This window comes from Embleya sp. NPDC005971 (assembly GCF_040629175.1).
Lineage (GTDB): Bacteria > Actinomycetota > Actinomycetes > Streptomycetales > Streptomycetaceae > Embleya.
Genome location: NZ_JBEXUX010000087.1, coordinates 1 through 15,352, shown reverse-complemented (window position 1 = coordinate 15,352; position 15,352 = coordinate 1). Strand labels below are relative to the sequence as shown.

Here is a 15,352-nt window from a genome sequence, read left to right as displayed (position 1 = left end):
ACGTACGCCTTTCCGGCCCGGGTCGTCCCGACCGCGCACACCCGAGCGGCCCGGCGACGGACGCGGTGGGACGGTCGAAGTGCGTGCCGCGGCCGGCACGTCGGTGCGGATCGCTTGGATCCGCCACCGGTCGCCGGTCCGGCCCTGCCGGTGTCCGGCCACACCGGCGGCCGGCGCGCCGCGTGGTCGGTGCCCGGTGGCTCTCGCCGAGGTCGATGTCGAGGGTTCGGATGGGGCTGCCCGGGTGTCGATATCATCGCCGGGTGAATACCGGAGCCGTCAGGAGTCTGGGCCGTGGGCTGGACGTGCTGCTTGCCGTGGCCGCCGGCGGGGGTCCGGCGACGTCGACGGAGATCGCCGAGCGGTTGGGACGCAACCGGGTCCAGGTGTCCCGCACGCTGCACAGCCTGGAGGCGGCGAGTGTGCTCACTCGGGATCCCGACACGCTTGCCTATGCGCTGAGTTGGCAGCTCTACAGCCAGGCGACCCGCGCGGTCGGGGCGCGGCTGCGCGCCGAGGGGCCGGCGATCCTGCGTGAGGCGGTGGCGGCGACCGGGGCGAGTGCGTTCCTGGCCGAGGTGCGCGGAGACGGCTCGGTGGCCTTCCTGGAGGAGGTGCCCTCGGGCCTGTCGTGGGTGGGCCGTTCGTATCCGCTGTACTGCGACGACGCGGGTCAGGCGCTGCTGTGGGACTGCAGCCGCGAGGAACTGGAGATCGTGTTCGCCGACACCGAGTTCATCGCCCACGGACCCGCGGCGCCGAGCGGAGTGGCCGAGTTCGAGGCACGGTTGATCGCGGCCCGCGAGCGTGGCTACGCGGTCGTGGACGGGGAGTCGGAGCCGGGCGTGTTCGCCGTCGCCGCCCCGGTGCGGGACTTCTCCGGCGAGGTCGTCTGCGCGCTGCACACCGAGGGACCCTCGGCCCGGCTGGCCCCGCTGGCGGAACGGCACGGCGCGGTGATCCGGGATCTGGCCGATCGGCTCTCTACGCTGCTCGGCCGGCCGCAGCCCTGACCTCCAGCGCGGCGGCCGCCGCGCGCACCGATGCCGCGATCTCGGCGGACCGGCCGGCCAGCCTGAAGCGCGGCACGGCGAGACTCAGCGCGGCCACGATCGTGTCGGACTCGTCCCGTACGGCGGCCGAGAAGTCCACCACGTCGTGCTCGAATTCGCGGTCCGCGATCACCACTCCCGCCGCCCGGGCGGTCGCGTTGTAGCCGGCCAGCGTGGCGATGTCGCGAGCCGCCCGCGGGCCGCCGCCGACGAATTCGACGCCACCGAGCAACGCGGCGAGTTCCTGCTCGGAGTGATCGAGCAACAACGCCCGCCCCGGCCCGGTACACCAGATCGGCGTCAGGGCCCCGGGCGCCGCCGCAACGTACGACGACCAGTGGCTGAGCTGGCTCTCCACCGTGAGCACCATGCCCTGGGACGGCACCGAGAGCCAGGCCGGCTCGTGCCAGCGCGCCACCAGACCCCGCAGCGGCGGTCGGGCGGCGACCAGCAGGGGTCGGTCGGCCGCCGCCTCGGCCAGTGCGAAGAAGGCGGGGCCGATGCGCCAGCCGCGTCCTTGCTCGTCGCGCTCGACGAGGTCCAGCGCGGCCAGGTCCTTGAGCATGCGGGACGCCTGGGCCGCGTCGACGCCGATCAGTTCGGCGAGTCGGACATTGCCCGGGTAGCCGGCCGAGCCCAGTTCCGCGGCGAGGACCGCGTGCAGGAGGGCGAGGCCCTTGTCGAAGGTCGTGGTCACCGCACCACCCTAGCGCGATCAATTTACGCATGAGTCATTGACGATTGTGAACGCGACTCTCCATGATTGCGGCACCCCACCACGAAGGAGGCCGCATGACGACGGCCGACCCACCCCAATCCCGCCGCGTGCTGCGGCGCTTCCACGTGCTGGCCATGCTGTTGTGCGCGATCGTCGGCCTGGACACCCTGGGCTCGGTGGCCGCGAACGGCCCCGAGGGACTGACCTGGCTGGCCGTGCTCGGGCTGCTGTTCTTCGCGCCCTACGGACTCCTGATCGCCGAACTCGGGTCCGCCTTCCCGGACGAGGGCGGACCCTACGTCTGGACCAAACTGGCCTTCGGCCGCTTCACCGCCGGCCTCAACCAGGTCTTCTACTGGATCTCCAACCCGGTCTGGATCGGCGGCTCGCTGTGCGTGACGGCGATCGCCACGTTCGAGAGCTTCTTCCACCCGCTGCCGGGCGCCTGGCAGTACCTGGCCGGCGCGCTCTTCGTCGGGGCGGCCGGTCTCGCCGTGCACGCGTCCGTCGTGGTCGGCCGCTGGGTCCTGGTGGCCGGAGCGGTCGCCCGGATCGTGCTCCTGGGCTTCTTCGTCGTCTCACTGACCGTCTTCGCGCTGCGCAACGGCGTGCAGCCGCTGTCGCCCGGCGACTACACCCCCACCTATCTGGGTCTGGTCGCGCTCGCCCCGGTCATCGCCTTCAACTACATGGGTTTCGAGGTACCCAGCGCGGCCGCCGGCGAGATGGCCGACCCCAAACGGGACGTACCCGCGGCGCTGTTGCGCGGCGGCCTGCTCTCCCTCGTGCTGTACGGCGTCCCGATCCTGGGCACCCTGCTGGTGCTGCCCCGCGACCAACTCGGTTCGCTGACCGGATTCATCGACGCCTGCCGTGCGGTGTTCACCGTGTACGGCGGCCACGTCGCCGACGACGGCACCGTCGTACTCACCGGCGCCGGCGCCGCACTCGCCAAAGTGGCGGCGGCCGGCCTGATCGTCGGCCTGCTCACCAGTGGCACCGCGTGGGCCATGGGCCTGAGCCGGGCCCAGGCGGTGGCCTGCGCGGACGGCGCCGGACCGCAGTGGCTGGGCACGATCTCCGCCCGACGCGGCACTCCGACGCGGGTCAATCTGCTGTCCACCGCGATCGCCGCCGTGGTGATGCTGGCCGCGATCGGCCTCAGCGACGGCGACGCGCAGAAGTACTTCACCGCCGGCATCGGCCTGGCGATCTCGGCAACCGCGATCTCCTACCTGCTGACGTTCTCCTCCTTCCTGGTGCTGCGCCGCAAGTACCCCGACGTACACCGCCCCTACCGGGTCCCCGGCGGTCGCGCGGGTGCCCGGACGGCGACCGCCCTGACCGTCGGCACGATGTCGTTCACCGTGGTCGCCCTGATCTGGCCGGGACTGGGCGTCGGGTGGTTCGGCACCTCGGGCGACCCGGCCGACTACCTGCCCGCCGGCTTCGAGGGGCACCGAGCGGCCTACACCGCCACGCAACTCGTCCCGATCGTGCTCATCGTCGGCCTCGGTTGCCTCCTCCACGCCCTCGGCGCGCGCCATCGCCGCACCCTCGCCGCCGCCGCGCCCTCGTCCGCTTCCCCCGCCACGTCCACCCTCCCCGGCTGAGGAGCCACCGTTGAAGTTCCCCGACCACGCCGAAATCATCGTCCTGGGCGGCGGTACGGCGGGCTGCGTCGTCGCCGGCCGCCTCGCCCACAGGCATCGGGTGCTCGTCCTGGAGGCGGGCCCCGACTACGGGCCTGACCGCGCCGCCTGGCCCGCCGACCTGCTGGACGCCACCACCCTGCCGACCTCGCACGACTGGGGCTATCGCGGACCTCGGCACGCCTTCGAGCGCTGCCGCGCGATCGGGGGCTGCTCGACCCACAACGGCTGTACACAAAGCAGCGGATGGGCCGGCGACTACGACGCGTGGGCGGCGGCCGGCTCCCCCGGCTGGGACTCGGCCTCCCTGCGACCGTTCTTCGACCGGGCCGCCGCGGCCATGCGGTTGCGGACCTATCGGCAGGACGAGATCCAACCGTTCCAGCAACACTTCATCGCGGCGGGCGCGGCGCTCGGCCTGCCCGTGCGCGACGACTTCGACGACCTCGCCGGCGGGCTCGGCATCGGCTGCGCACCGGTCAACATCACCCCCGACGGCGTGCGCGTCAACACGGCCTTCGGCTACCTCGATCCCGTTCGCGAACAGGGCAACCTCACCGTGATCGGCGGCGTGCAGGCCGATCGCATCGTGCTGGACAACGGCCGGGCGGTGGCGGTGGACGTCATCCACGACGGCCGCCGGCACCGGATCCGCGCCGACCTCGTGGTGCTCGGCGCCGGTGCCTACGGCAGCCCCGAGGTACTGCTGCGTTCCGGCATCGGTCCGGCCGCCCACCTCGCCGAGGTCGGCGTCGAGGTGCGGCACGACCTCCCGGGAGTGGGCGAGAACCTGCACGATCATCCGTCGGTTCAGCTCGAGTTCGCCGGATCGGCGGAACTTGCCGCCGACCTGGCCCGGTTCGCCCGGGCCCGGATGTTGCCGGACGAACAGGCCCTGGCCAAGCTCCGCTCGCCCTACGCCGGCGACGCCCCCTACGACCTGCACGTCTACCCCTGGACCGAGCGCGACGCGACGACGGAGCACGGCTGGCGCTGCGTCGTGCCGGTCGCGCTGCTGCGGCCCCGCTCCCGGGGCTCGGTACGACTGCGCTCGGCCGACCCGTACGCCCTCGCCCGGGTCGACCACGCCTACCTGACCCGGCCGGAGGATGTCCAGGCCCTCGCCCACGGCCTGGACTGGACAAGGGAGTTGCACCTGTCCCCCTACCTGGGCCCGGCGCTGCTCACCCCCGAAGGCGACATCCACGACTGGATCAAGGCGAAGCACCAGCACTACTGGCATCCGGCGGGCAGTTGCCGGATGGGGCCGGCCGACGATCCGTCGGCCGTCGTCGACCACACCGGCAGGGTGCACGGGCTTGAGGGCCTCCATGTCGCCGACGCCTCCATCTTCCCCGACATCCCCCGTAGTACCCCCGCCCTGCCGACCACGGTGGTCGGCGAGCGGGTGGCCGCCTTCATCGAGGAGACCCTGTGATCCACCAGGACGTTGTCGACCCGCGCACCGGCGAGGTCTACCACCGCATGCCCACCGCGTCGTCCACGGAATCGACCGACGCGGTCCGCGCGGCCGCCATCGCGTTCGAGACCTGGCGGTCCGTCACCCCGGGGGAGCGGCAGGACGTGCTCCTGGCCCTGGCCGACGCGATCGTCGAGCAGGCGCCGGAACTGGCCGCCGCCGAGTGCCGCAACACGGGCAAGGACCACGCGGAGGTGCTGGAGGAGGAGATCCCCGCCGCCGTGGACGTGCTGCGCTTCATGGCCGGCGCGGCGCGCGGCGTCCCGGGGCCGACGGCCGGGGAGTACGTGCGCGGATACTCCTCGCAGGTGGCCCGCGAACCGGTGGGAGTCTGCGCGCTGATCACGCCGTGGAACCACCCGCTGGGATCGGCGGTCGACAAGCTCGCACCGGCACTGGCCGCGGGGAACACCGTCGTGCTCAAGCCCGCGGAAACCACCCCCATGAGCACCCTCCTGCTCGGCGAGATCTGCAACCAGGTGCTGCCGCCCGGCGTGGTCAACGTGGTCTGCGGTGATCGCGACACCGGCCGGGCCCTGGTCGTCGACCCGCTGACGGCCCTGGTCTCCCTCACCGGAAGCACCCGTGCGGGCGCCGAGGTCACCACCGCGGCCGGTCTCGCCGGCATCAAACGGCTCCACCTGGAACTGGGCGGCGACGCACCCGCGATCGTGCTCGCCGACGCCGACTTGGCCGAGGCGGCCGAGGGCATCGCGGAAGCCGCCTTCTACAACGCGGGCCAGGACTGCACCGCCGCATGCCGAGTACTGGTCGCCGCCGAGGTGCACGATCGACTGGTCACGCTGCTGGCCGAACGCGCGGCCCGGACCGAGGTCGGCCCGTTGAACAGCCGGGCGCACCTGTCCCGGGTCGCCGCCTACCTGGAGGGTCTGCCCGAGCACGCCACCGTGGTCACCGGAGGCACCCCGACCCCCGGGCCCGGCTTCTTCTTCCCGCCGACCGTGGTGACCGGGGTGCGCCAGGACGACGCGATCGTGCAGCACGAAGTCTTCGGCCCGGTTCTCACCGTCCAGCCGTTCACCGACGAGGACGACGCGATCCGGCTGGCCAACGACGTGCCCTTCGGCCTGGCGGCATCCGTGTGGAGCCGTGACGCGGCGACGGGCGCCCGACTGGCCCGGCACATCGACGCGGGCACGGTGTGGATCAACTGCCACGGCGTGTACGCGACCGAAATGCCGCACGGCGGCTTCAAGCACTCCGGATACGGCAAGGACCTGTCGATCCACGCGCTGGACTCCTACTCCCGGATCAAGCACGTGATGAGCAGGACCACGTAACGCCCGGAACCCGAGCCACCCGAGCCACTCCCGGGCCCCGGCGCCCGGCGGGCCGCCTCCGGCACGGAGGCGGCGCGCCGGGCGGGCGGTCGCGCTGCGGCCGGCCCCCGTCGGCGCCGATTCGGAAAGTCCGAACGAAACCCCTTGCGCAATGGTCAAGAAGTGTTGACCATTGCTCGCATGCCTACGGACGATCTCCCCGAGACGATTCACGTCACCACCGACGAGCAGTTGCGCGCCGTCTCCAATCTCACGCGTCACCGGATCATGGCCGTGCTCCGCTTCGAGCCGGCGACGATCACCCAGATCGCCTCGCGGGTCGGCCTCGCGAAGGGGAGTTCCAGCTATCACGTGCGGCTGCTGGAGCGGGCCGGCCTGGTGAAGGTGGTGCGCACGCGGAAGGTGCGGGGGGTCACCGAGCGGTATTACGCGATGGCCGCGCGGTCGATCGTGCTCCCGGATCCGGGCGAGGGAGGGCCGGATGTGCTGATGCGGCATGCGGTGGCGGACCTGGAGGCGTCGCCGGTGGACGGTGAGCGGCACGTGCGGATGGCGCATCTGCGGCTCACCGAGGAGCAGTTCGCGGAGCTGGGGGCGCGGCTGGATGCGCTGGCGGACGAGTACCGGGAGCTGTCCGATCCGTCGCTGCCGGACGCGTCACTCGTCTTCGCACTGTTCCACCCGGCCGTGCCCGAGCAGACCGAGGGGGACGCCAAGTGACCTCGGACGCAAGGAAGTTGCCGACCGGGTTCGGACGGCTGTGGACCGCGCAGACGGTGTCCTCGCTCGGGGACGGGGTGTCGCATGCCGCGTTGCCGCTGCTCGCGTTGACGTTGACGCGGGACCCGATGGCGCTCGCCGTCGTCACGGCCGCGGGCACGCTGCCGTGGTTGCTCTTCGGGGTGCTCGGCGGTGCGCTGGTGGACCGCTGGGACCGTCGGCGCACGATGTGGGTCGCGGACACGGCACGTGCGGTGCTGCTCGCCATCCCGGCGACGGCGGCCGTGCTCGACGTGCTGAGCATCCCACTGCTCGCGGCCGTCGCCTTCCTGCTCGGCGTCGGCGGCCTCTTCTTCGACACGGCAGCCACGGCCTATCTGCCCGATCTGCTCCGCCGCGATCCCGCACTCCTGGAACGCGCCAACTCCCGCCTGCGCGGCACCCAGATCGCCGCGTCCGGCTTCGCCGGGCCGCCTGCGGGCAGTGCGCTGCTCGCGCTAGGGCGGGCGTTGCCGCTGCTCGCCGACGCGGTGTCGTTCATGCTCTCCGCACTGCTCGTACGTACGCTGCCCGCCATGCCCCGGCCCGAGCCGGAGGCCCGCGAGTCGCTGCTCCGGCAGGCGCGGGCCGGGGCCTCGTACGTCTTCCGGGACCGGTTGTTGCTCGGGCTCGCGCTCCGCCCGGCGATCGGGAACGTCGCCTTCCTCGCCGTGGAGACCGTCCTCGCCCTCTTCGCGCACGATCGCCTCGGCATCGACACCTACGGCTTCGGCCTGCTCCTCACGGCGGAGGCCACCGGCGGCCTGCTCGGCGCGGGCATCGCCTCCCAGCTCGGCCGACGACTCGGCACCGGCACCGCACTGACCTGCACCGCCGCCGTCGAGGGGCTTGCCATCCTGGGCCTGGCCGCCGCCCCGAACCCGTACGTCGCGGGCCTGGCGCTCGCCGTCTGCGGAGCGGGCATGGGCGCCACGATGGTGCTCGGCCCCTCCCTCCGGCAGGCGATCGTCCCGGCCCACCTCATGGGCCGGGTCGCCTCCACCTCCCGGATGCTGGCCATGTGCGCCGCCCCGTTCGGGGCCTTCCTCGGCGGTTGGCTGGCCACCGCCTACGACGTCCGCACCCCGCTCTACGCCGCCGCCGTCCTGCTCCTGACGATGACGGCCGTCACGGCATCCATGACCGGCAACCGCCGGGTCGAAGCGGCGCTGCGTGCCGCCGCCCTCGCCGACGGCCCGGATCGCCCGGAACCCGGGGGTCCCGTTCGGGAGGGCAGCGTGCAGGCCCCCGCGACGTCGTCGAGCCTGGGCTGACCCCAACTCGGCGTTCCTCGTCTCGGCTCGAAGCGACGGGCGCCCGGCCTCCATGGGATGCAACGCGTGGCCCGACGACCGACGTTGGGTCAGGGCAGGTGGGTGATTTCCACCGTCAGGGGGCCGGCGGCTTCGGTGAGGCCCGTCTCGGTTGCGCACGGAGGCTTCGGCAGGGGAGAGAGGGTTCGGGTGGTGACGGTCGTGGCGCCGGCGAAGCGTCCGGAGAGGATCTTTCCCTTGAAGACCGCCGCCCGCCTGCCGCCGACCGGGCTCTCGACGCCACCGGATTCCTCGAGAGTGCTGCTCCCGCCGTCGTCCCAGGTGATGGTCGTCTCCCGGGTGCGAGTACCCCCGACGCAGGTCATCACCCCCGACATCGTGGAGGTCACGCGGCCCGAGGCGGGCAGCGAGTCGCCGAACGGCAGACACGAGGTCAGCTCGCCCTCGCCTCGGCCGGCGACCTGACGCGGCGTCGCGTTCAATCCCGGCGCGAACGTCTCGGTCTGGAACCCGGTGCAGACCTGCACCACGGGCACCGGCAGCGCGGGCGCGGTGAGCCCGACGGGACTTGCGGTGCCCGCCGCGGTGAGCACCAACACGGCCGGAAGGCAGGCGAGTCCCCTGCCGAGGAGTTGCGTGGGGTTCATGGGTCGACCTCGCAGACGGACGCGGCCGTGGTGGGGACGGCGGGGCGCGTGCGCCGTCCGCCATGGCAGCGAGAGTGGGACATGGCAGGCACTGCGATCTTGCAACGACGCAGGTCCGCATGGGGTTACGGGTGTTCACTCGGAAGGACGAAACGTCTTGCCGTCAGCGAGCTCCCCACCCCCACTGCCACTGGCGTCCGTCGCGAAAGACCTCCCGGCGGAAGGGATCCAGCCGCAGACCCGCGATCTCGCTGATCGGGGGTCGGGCGTGCGCGCGTCTGCGGTCCAGCGCCCGCAGCCGCATGACGAGTTCGCGAAGCTCGAACGGTTTGGTCAGGTAGTCGTCGGCGCCGAGCCCGAACCCGGAGGCCTTGTCGTCGATCCGGCCGGCGATAAGGTACGGCGACCACCTGACCTCGGGTCCCTGCGGGCGGCGCCGGCCGGGAGCGCATGTGCACAAGGGAGTCGACGTGATACCGACCGAGGCGGACCTCACCGAAGCCGTGTACCGGGCCGCCGGTGCCGCCGTCTCGGATCTGTTTCGGGAATACCCGGAGCACGACTTCTACTACTGCGCGCTGGTCACGCCGGGCGAGGCGTTCGGCCCGTCGCTTTCGGCCTGGTCGACCCAGGCCCTGGCCGCCGCGGCGGGCGGTTCCCCGGCCGAGGCCGACCTGTTGCGGTGGTCCTACGCGGACTCGCCGTTCTGCACCTACGGGGAGCGGCACCTCGCCCCGATCCGAGGTCTCTTCGACGCCCGACCGCAGGTCTACGAACTCCCCGACGACGAGGCGGAGGCCGAGTTCGAACTGCGGTTGGGCGCGATGGTCGCGGCGATGGCCCGCCTCGACGCGGAAGGGCTGTTCGGCGACGGTGGGCGACGCCTGTCCATCGTCGCCGTCGTCGAGGTCCCCGGGGACGAGGCCGAGAACGCCGCCCGCGCCCTGGCCCTGAACCCCCCGGCAGCCGCCGCCGCGTACCTCGCGGAGAACGCACCCGCGCCCGCGCCCCGAAGCCCCCGGTAACCGCCGCCGCGGCGGGCCCGCTCCGGCGGTGCGACGGCGTTGCCCGACGGCCCCGGCCGAGACGGCGGAGCGGCCCGCGCGCTTCAGGCGAACGAAGTCGCCGCGGCCGTGCAGTTCGACCGACCGGTGTCGTGCTGGGCCCGGGCCGCCGCCATGAGCACGTCGAGCGCGTTGCGGGTGCGCTGCAACTCCTCGATGTGGTCGGAGAGTCGGTCCCGTTCCTGGAGCATGCGCTCCATCGCGGCGGCGGAATGGTCGTCGCTGGGCGAGTCCACGCACGGCAGCAGTTCGACGATGGTGCGGCTGGACAGGCCGGCCGCGTACAGGCGCTGGACGAAGGCGACCCGCTCGATCTCGTGGTCGGTGTAGTGCCGTTGCCCGCCGGCGCTGCGGACGCTGGTGAGCAGCCCCTGCTCCTCGTAGTAGCGCAGCGAGCGGACGCTGGCTCCGGTCCGCGCCGCGAGTTCGCCGATCCGCATCTCGTACTCCTGTCCGTGACCCCGGTCACACGACTTGCCTCTCACATTGATGTGAGGTTTTAGCGTACTACCGGGCCCGTTCGCCAGGGCCCGCCACCAGTACCGGGCAGTACGAGCCGTACGAGGAGTACCGGCATGACCACGTTGTTCGACCGTCACCGTCTCGGTGATCTGGAACTGCCCAACCGCGTCGTGATGGCGCCGATGACCCGGGTCCGGGCCGCGGCGGAGGGGCTTGCGACCCCGTCCATGGCGGCCTACTACGCCCAGCGGGCCACCGCCGGGCTGATCGTCGCCGAGGGCCTTCAGCCGAGCCTCGTCGGCCAGTCCAACCCGGGCACGCCGGGCCTGTACACCGACGCGCAGGTGACCTCCTTGCGGCCCGTCACCGACGCCGTGCACGCCAACGGCGGGCGCATCTTCGCCCAGATCATGCACGGCGGCCGGATCTCGCACCCCGACACCACCGGCCTGCAGCCGGTCGGGCCGTCCGCGGTGGCCGCCGCGGGCAACGTGTTCACCCCGACCGGGCCGCAGCCCGCGCCGGTGCCCCGCGCACTGGCGACCGCCGAGGTGCCCGAGCAGGCGCGCTCCTACGCCGAGGCCGCCCGGCGCGCCGTCGACGCCGGCTTCGACGGTGTCGAACTGCACGGCGCCAACGGCTATCTGATCTCGCAGTTCCTGTCCTCCAACGCCAATCTGCGCACCGACTCCTACGGCGGCCCGGTGCGCAACCGCATCCGGTTCGCCGTCGAGGCCGTCGCCGCCACGGTGGACGCCGTGGGCGCGGCCCGCACCGGAATCCGGCTCTCCCCGGGCGGCACCTTCTGGGACGTGGCGGAGACGGACGTACCGGAGCTGTACGCGGCCCTGCTGGCGGAGTTGGCCCGCTTCGACCTCGCCTACGTGCACGTGGAGGCGACCGCAGCGGAGGAGGTGCTGGTCGGACTGCGCCGCGGGTGGCCCGGCACCCTCGTCGTCAACCCGGTGCTCCCGATGGGCCCGAAGCAGACCGACCGGACCTCCGCCGACCACTGGCTCGGGCTGGGAGCGGACCTGATCAGCTTCGGCCGCGCCTTCATCGCCAACCCCGACCTGGTCGAACGGCTGCGCACCGGCCTGCCGATCGCGCCCGCCGACGAGAACACGTACTACCAGGGCGGCGACGCGGGCTACCTCACCTACCCGGCCTACCAGTACACCGCCTGAACGGAGGCGGCGGACGAGTGGAGGAACAATGAATTCGCCTCGGGACCAGGTCGCCGACACCGCGGCAACGGAACCGTCCGCCCGGACGGACATCATCATCGCCGGCCGGGTCTTCGTCCCCGCCGGGGAGATCGAAACGTTCGCCGCCGAGGCCCGGGCGACGTACCCGATCGCCGCGGCGAACCCCGGAAACGTGTCCATCTCGTTCTGCGTGTAGGACGCGACGACCGGAACCGTCACGGTACTGGAGCAATGGGCGTCCCAGGAGGCGCTCGATCGACACCTGGCCACGCCGGAGGTCAGGGCACTCTTCGCCAAGTGGAGCCCGCACATGCGCAACGAAGTGCGCAAGTTCGACGCGCGCAACGAGAGAGACCCGCGGGCCTGAGCCACCCGCCGTCGAGCCGAATCGCGTCGACGCCTCCCGCCGCGCCGCGGCGTCTGCGATGCCCTCGCCCTCGCCGTCGCCGGGGCCCGGTCGTGCCGGGCCCCGGCCGGGGTGCGTCGGGAGAGGGCGGTGATCGCGGCCGGGCGCCTACGTGGCACCAGGACCGCCGGCGGTGGCGGATCACCAGTCGGTCCGCGGCCGGTCGGGCGCGGGAGGAGTGGGCCGACGCCGTGGTCGGCGCGATCGGGTTCTTCCAGGACCCGATGACCCCGGACATCCCCGGCCTGGACACCTTCGCCGGAACCGTCGTACACACCGCCGCGTGGGCCCCCGACCTCGACCGATCAGATCCGATCCGGACGGTGCCGGGGTGGCCCGGCGTTTCCCGCCCCTACGTGGCGTGATGCCCGTCCCCGGGGCCGATTCGCAGGCCGACGAGTCGGCCGCACCGACCGCCCGCCGCCTCGGCCCGCCGATTGGCGGTCAGCCGCAGATCGCCTTGTCCAGGAGGGCTTCGACGGCGTCGTCGGGGTCGCCGCGGAAGTCGGGCGTGAGCGCGATCGTGACCTGGCGGCGCCGATCCTGGGTGGAGAACGACCAGGCCTGGTACGCCAGGGCATCGCCGTCGTTGCCGTACACGGGAATCCCGCACGTGGTGTCCTGCCAACGCAATCCCAGCCCGTACCGCCCCCCTTCGACGCCCGCCGTCTTCATCTCGTCGAGCAGGTGACTCGGCAGGAGGCGCCCACCGACCAGCGCGGCCATGAATCGGTTCAGATCCGCCGTCGTGGAGATCATCTCGCCGCCCGCGCCCATCAGCGACGGATTCATCTCGGTGAAGTCGACGAGTCGGGTCCCGTTGCCCTGCCGTACCGGGAGGTAACCCTTCGGGTGCGGTCCACGAATACGCGACGACGTCCCCGGCAGCGAGGTGCCCTGCAACCACAGCGGTTCGATGATTCGGCGCTCGATCTCCCTGGCATACGACCGGCCGGTCACCTTGTGGACGATTTCGCCGAGCAGGAGGTAGCCGGTGTTGGAGTACGCGTATTCGCCCCCCGGTTCGGAGGTCGCCGGCTGGGTCACCGCCCGCTGGATCAGCTCCATGGCGGACCAGGTGCGGAACCGGTCGGCCTCGAACTCCGGCGTCGGTGGCATCGGCAGCGTCCGACGGTAGTCGGGCACCCCGCTCGTGTGGTTGAGGAGCTGCCGCACGGTGATCCGATCACCCGCGGGGACCACGCCGGGCAGCCACTTCTCGACCTTGTCGTCCAGGTGCAACCAGCCCTCGTCCACGAGTTGCAGGACGACGGTGGCGACGAACGTCTTGGTGATGCTGCCCGCGCGGAACCGGCCCTGTGCCGGCACCTCCCGCGTCGTGCCCAGTTCGGCGACGCCGCTGACGCCTCGCCACACGTGGCCGTCGCGCTGCACCTCGATCAGCGCACCCAAGGCGCCGTTCGCCGTGATGTCGTCCAGCCCCTTCTGCAGCCCGCCGCGATCCGGGCGATCCGTCTGCTCCGCCGAGGCAAGCGCGGCGGATGGCACCGCGACCACCGCCAACGCCGTCGCCGCGGTCACCAATACCCGATGCATGCGCTTCATGCCGGCCCCCGATTCGTTCGAGTCGTGCACCTCGGGGTCGAACCCCCGTTGGCAACAAGCTTGTCGGGCAGGGCAGCCCTCGGCGATGGGGCTCGTGGCCGTATCCACCGGGGGGATACCCCTACCTCCGCCACGGCGTCGCCACGGGTTGCGCGGGTGCCCGTCCCGGTCGTGGAACGAGGCGGCTGCGGAGTGGGTGGGCGCCCACCGGTTCACCGGATTTCCGAGCGACGGGGTCACCCGTACAGCCGAACCCGGTGACCGCGGAGCGACTTCGCGAAGACGCATCCCGCGACCCGGGGTTTCGGGTCATACTGTGCCCCCGGCACCCGAAGGACCGCCGGGGCGGGCGTGGCCCGAACGCCACAGGGACGGCGGTTCGGGTCGCGCCCGGGCGCCCGGGCGCGACCGCGCCGGGGACCTCGTCGGCGCCGGGATGCGGCCGGGAAGCCGACGGGTCGAGTGGGGCACCTCGGGCACCTCGGGCGCGAACAGCGGGCCGAGGACCGGGCCGGGAACGCGGCCGGGAACCGGACGTGCCGGACGGTGGATTCCTCCCCCCGTCAGTCGCCGCCCGTCACTGCGACCCCGCGGCCACCAGCGTCGCGGTGATGGGTTCGAGCTCGGCGACCAGTTCGTCGAGCTCGGCGGGGGACAGGGCGTCGTACGGCGGGGCGGCGAGTTCGTCGGTGAGGGCCTCGATGCGGTCCCGGGTCTCGCGGCCGGCGTCGGTGAACCGGCCGTCGTTGTCGACCAGTCCGCGCTCGCGCATGCCGTTCATGACCGCGGCCAGCCGTTCCTTCGGCAGGTGATGGATGCGCCCGAACGACTCCGGCGGGTGGATGCCCTGCGCCAGCGCGGAGAGCACATGGGCCTCCGTGCCGCCGATGCGCGCCCCGACGAGAGCGGCGATGTGTCCGTCGCCGCGGTGCTCGCGCAGCATGGTCGCGGAATGCCACAGCCGGGCAACCGGGTCGCTCGGGATCGCAAGGGTGCGCATCCCGGCGTACATCACCCGTCCTTCCATGGGCGCGTTCGTCGCCGCTTTGGTGGTCAGGTCGGCGGCGCGCGCCAGGCCCGGGGAGCCGGCCGTCTCCGCGCCGAGGATCCGCCGCAGGGAGGCCGCGCTGCCCCGCTCCCGCGCGGCGACGGACGCCTCCGGCGGGATCGTCTCCCACGCGCTCGGGATGTGCCGCGCGGCCTCCCCCTCGGCGAAGTTGTAGAAGGCCGCGTGCACGACCTCCGCCGGCACCCGCCCCAACGGCGCCGCGCGGCCGGCGAAGTAGCCGTCCCAGTAGGTGCGGTGGCCGAGTGCGGCCATCTCCTCGTTGCACTCGCCGGCGAGGAAACTGACCAGGCAGATCGGCTCCAGGAGCTCGAACATGCGGCGGGGCGTGTGAGTCATGGCCCACATCATGCCCGCGGTCGACGTCCCGCGGTGCGATCCGGGCCACCGGATCAACTCCCCGGCGTGGCAGCCGAACAGGTGCGAGCCCCCCGGCCGGGCGAACCGCCGACATCGATGTCCCGTCACACGAACGAACCCGTCGGCCCCGACCCGGGACCCCGCCGCATGCCCGACGGGGCGCGTGGGTCCTTCCGATCGGGATCACCACGCGCGCCGGGTCACCAGGAGCGATGTCTCCTCATGGCTTGGGTACCCCGACGTTCAGTCCCTCGGTCACGCCGTCGCCGGTCACCTCGACCCGGCCGTTGGCGAACATCCCGAGTTCGACCTTCAACAGCCGGGTGCCGCCGCCGGG

Annotated in this window: 15 protein-coding genes and 3 pseudogenes; 11 read left to right on the top strand and 7 right to left on the bottom strand. The window is 72.5% G+C overall.

Annotated elements, in window-relative coordinates; all coding sequences use genetic code 11:
• Nucleotides 1–263: 263 nt before the first annotated feature.
• Nucleotides 264–1,013, top strand: a complete 750-nt coding sequence (locus tag ABZ374_RS42670) for an IclR family transcriptional regulator (RefSeq protein WP_360322915.1) — start codon at nt 264–266, stop codon at nt 1,011–1,013.
• Here the strand turns inward: ABZ374_RS42670 and ABZ374_RS42665 are convergent.
• Nucleotides 985–1,749, bottom strand: coding sequence for an IclR family transcriptional regulator C-terminal domain-containing protein (locus ABZ374_RS42665; protein WP_360322913.1), 765 nt, complete (start codon nt 1,747–1,749; stop codon nt 985–987). The genes ABZ374_RS42670 and ABZ374_RS42665 overlap by 29 nt on opposite strands.
• Before the next feature lie 95 nt (nt 1,750–1,844).
• Between ABZ374_RS42665 and ABZ374_RS42660 the strand changes: the two genes are divergently transcribed.
• The 5 genes from ABZ374_RS42660 (at nt 1,845) to ABZ374_RS42640 (ending at nt 8,236) form a co-directional block, all read left to right on the top strand.
• Nucleotides 1,845–3,383: an APC family permease gene (locus tag ABZ374_RS42660; RefSeq protein WP_360322911.1), complete on the top strand. Its 1,539-nt coding sequence runs from the start codon at nt 1,845–1,847 to the stop codon at nt 3,381–3,383.
• Nucleotides 3,384–3,393: 10 nt separating this feature from the next.
• On the top strand, nt 3,394–4,860 hold the full coding sequence (locus ABZ374_RS42655; protein WP_360322909.1) for a GMC family oxidoreductase: 1,467 nt from the start codon (nt 3,394–3,396) through the stop codon (nt 4,858–4,860).
• Complete coding sequence (locus ABZ374_RS42650; RefSeq protein WP_360322907.1) at nt 4,857–6,203, top strand: aldehyde dehydrogenase family protein; 1,347 nt, start codon at nt 4,857–4,859, stop codon at nt 6,201–6,203. Before ABZ374_RS42655 ends, ABZ374_RS42650 begins: the two co-directional genes overlap by 4 nt.
• 180 nt (nt 6,204–6,383) lie before the next feature.
• Nucleotides 6,384–6,923 carry a winged helix-turn-helix domain-containing protein gene (locus ABZ374_RS42645; protein WP_360322905.1) on the top strand — a complete coding sequence of 180 codons (540 nt, stop codon included), beginning with the start codon at nt 6,384–6,386 and terminating at the stop codon, nt 6,921–6,923.
• The gene (locus ABZ374_RS42640) at nt 6,920–8,236 is read left to right on the top strand and encodes an MFS transporter (protein WP_360322903.1); all 1,317 of its coding nucleotides are present in this window, start codon (nt 6,920–6,922) and stop codon (nt 8,234–8,236) included. The genes ABZ374_RS42645 and ABZ374_RS42640 overlap by 4 nt, the downstream gene beginning before the upstream one ends.
• An 89-nt stretch (nt 8,237–8,325) precedes the next feature.
• On the opposite strand, the gene ABZ374_RS42635 is transcribed toward ABZ374_RS42640, so the two are convergent.
• Nucleotides 8,326–8,883, bottom strand: a complete 558-nt coding sequence (locus ABZ374_RS42635) for a hypothetical protein (RefSeq protein ID WP_360322901.1) — start codon at nt 8,881–8,883, stop codon at nt 8,326–8,328.
• Nucleotides 8,884–9,076: 193 nt separating this feature from the next.
• Nucleotides 9,077–9,268, bottom strand: a pseudogene (locus ABZ374_RS42630) (response regulator transcription factor); the annotation flags it as partial.
• 85 nt (nt 9,269–9,353) lie between these two features.
• Here ABZ374_RS42630 and ABZ374_RS42625 point away from each other — a divergent pair.
• Nucleotides 9,354–9,908, top strand: coding sequence for a DUF4303 domain-containing protein (locus ABZ374_RS42625; RefSeq protein ID WP_360322899.1), 555 nt, complete (start codon nt 9,354–9,356; stop codon nt 9,906–9,908).
• 83 nt (nt 9,909–9,991) lie between these two features.
• Here ABZ374_RS42625 and ABZ374_RS42620 read toward each other — a convergent pair whose 3' ends face one another.
• Nucleotides 9,992–10,387 (bottom strand): MerR family transcriptional regulator, encoded by a 396-nt coding sequence (locus ABZ374_RS42620; protein ID WP_360322897.1) that lies wholly within the window; start codon nt 10,385–10,387, stop codon nt 9,992–9,994.
• A 135-nt stretch (nt 10,388–10,522) separates the two neighbouring features.
• Here ABZ374_RS42620 and ABZ374_RS42615 point away from each other — a divergent pair, with 135 nt between their 5' ends.
• The 4 genes and pseudogenes from ABZ374_RS42615 to ABZ374_RS42600 all read left to right on the top strand — a co-directional run bounded on the left by ABZ374_RS42615 (nt 10,523) and on the right by ABZ374_RS42600 (nt 12,388).
• A complete protein-coding gene (locus tag ABZ374_RS42615) occupies nt 10,523–11,596 on the top strand; it encodes an alkene reductase (RefSeq protein WP_360322895.1) in 1,074 nt (357 codons plus the stop codon).
• 28 nt (nt 11,597–11,624) lie between these two features.
• Nucleotides 11,625–11,813, top strand: a complete 189-nt coding sequence (locus tag ABZ374_RS42610; RefSeq protein ID WP_360322893.1) for a hypothetical protein — start codon at nt 11,625–11,627, stop codon at nt 11,811–11,813.
• Between the two features lie 21 nt (nt 11,814–11,834).
• A pseudogene (locus tag ABZ374_RS42605) lies at nt 11,835–11,984 on the top strand (antibiotic biosynthesis monooxygenase); the annotation flags it as partial.
• A gap of 230 nt (nt 11,985–12,214) precedes the next feature.
• Nucleotides 12,215–12,388, top strand: a complete 174-nt coding sequence (locus tag ABZ374_RS42600; RefSeq protein ID WP_360322891.1) for a hypothetical protein — start codon at nt 12,215–12,217, stop codon at nt 12,386–12,388.
• A gap of 79 nt (nt 12,389–12,467) precedes the next feature.
• On the opposite strand, the gene ABZ374_RS42595 is transcribed toward ABZ374_RS42600, so the two are convergent.
• From ABZ374_RS42595 to ABZ374_RS42585, 3 genes and pseudogenes are all read right to left on the bottom strand, one after another.
• Nucleotides 12,468–13,589: a serine hydrolase domain-containing protein gene (locus ABZ374_RS42595; protein ID WP_360322889.1), complete on the bottom strand. Its 1,122-nt coding sequence runs from the start codon at nt 13,587–13,589 to the stop codon at nt 12,468–12,470.
• 577 nt (nt 13,590–14,166) lie between these two features.
• Nucleotides 14,167–14,994 (bottom strand): MarR family transcriptional regulator, encoded by an 828-nt coding sequence (locus ABZ374_RS42590; RefSeq protein ID WP_360322887.1) that lies wholly within the window; start codon nt 14,992–14,994, stop codon nt 14,167–14,169.
• A gap of 241 nt (nt 14,995–15,235) precedes the next feature.
• Nucleotides 15,236–15,352: pseudogene (locus tag ABZ374_RS42585) on the bottom strand (efflux RND transporter periplasmic adaptor subunit); the annotation flags it as partial.

Bases quoted from the DNA above. Each gene is read 5' to 3' on its own strand.
- ABZ374_RS42660 (WP_360322911.1), top strand. From the start codon at position 1,845: ATGACGACGGCCGACCCACCCCAATCCCGCCGCGTGCTGCGGCGCTTC.
- ABZ374_RS42615 (WP_360322895.1), top strand. From the start codon at position 10,523: ATGACCACGTTGTTCGACCGTCACCGTCTCGGTGATCTGGAACTGCCC.
- ABZ374_RS42610 (WP_360322893.1), top strand. From the start codon at position 11,625: ATGAATTCGCCTCGGGACCAGGTCGCCGACACCGCGGCAACGGAACCG.
- ABZ374_RS42635 (WP_360322901.1), bottom strand. From the start codon at position 8,883: ATGAACCCCACGCAACTCCTCGGCAGGGGACTCGCCTGCCTTCCGGCC.
- ABZ374_RS42645 (WP_360322905.1), top strand. From the start codon at position 6,384: ATGCCTACGGACGATCTCCCCGAGACGATTCACGTCACCACCGACGAG.
- ABZ374_RS42620 (WP_360322897.1), bottom strand. From the start codon at position 10,387: ATGCGGATCGGCGAACTCGCGGCGCGGACCGGAGCCAGCGTCCGCTCG.
- ABZ374_RS42590 (WP_360322887.1), bottom strand. From the start codon at position 14,994: ATGACTCACACGCCCCGCCGCATGTTCGAGCTCCTGGAGCCGATCTGC.
- ABZ374_RS42595 (WP_360322889.1), bottom strand. From the start codon at position 13,589: ATGAAGCGCATGCATCGGGTATTGGTGACCGCGGCGACGGCGTTGGCG.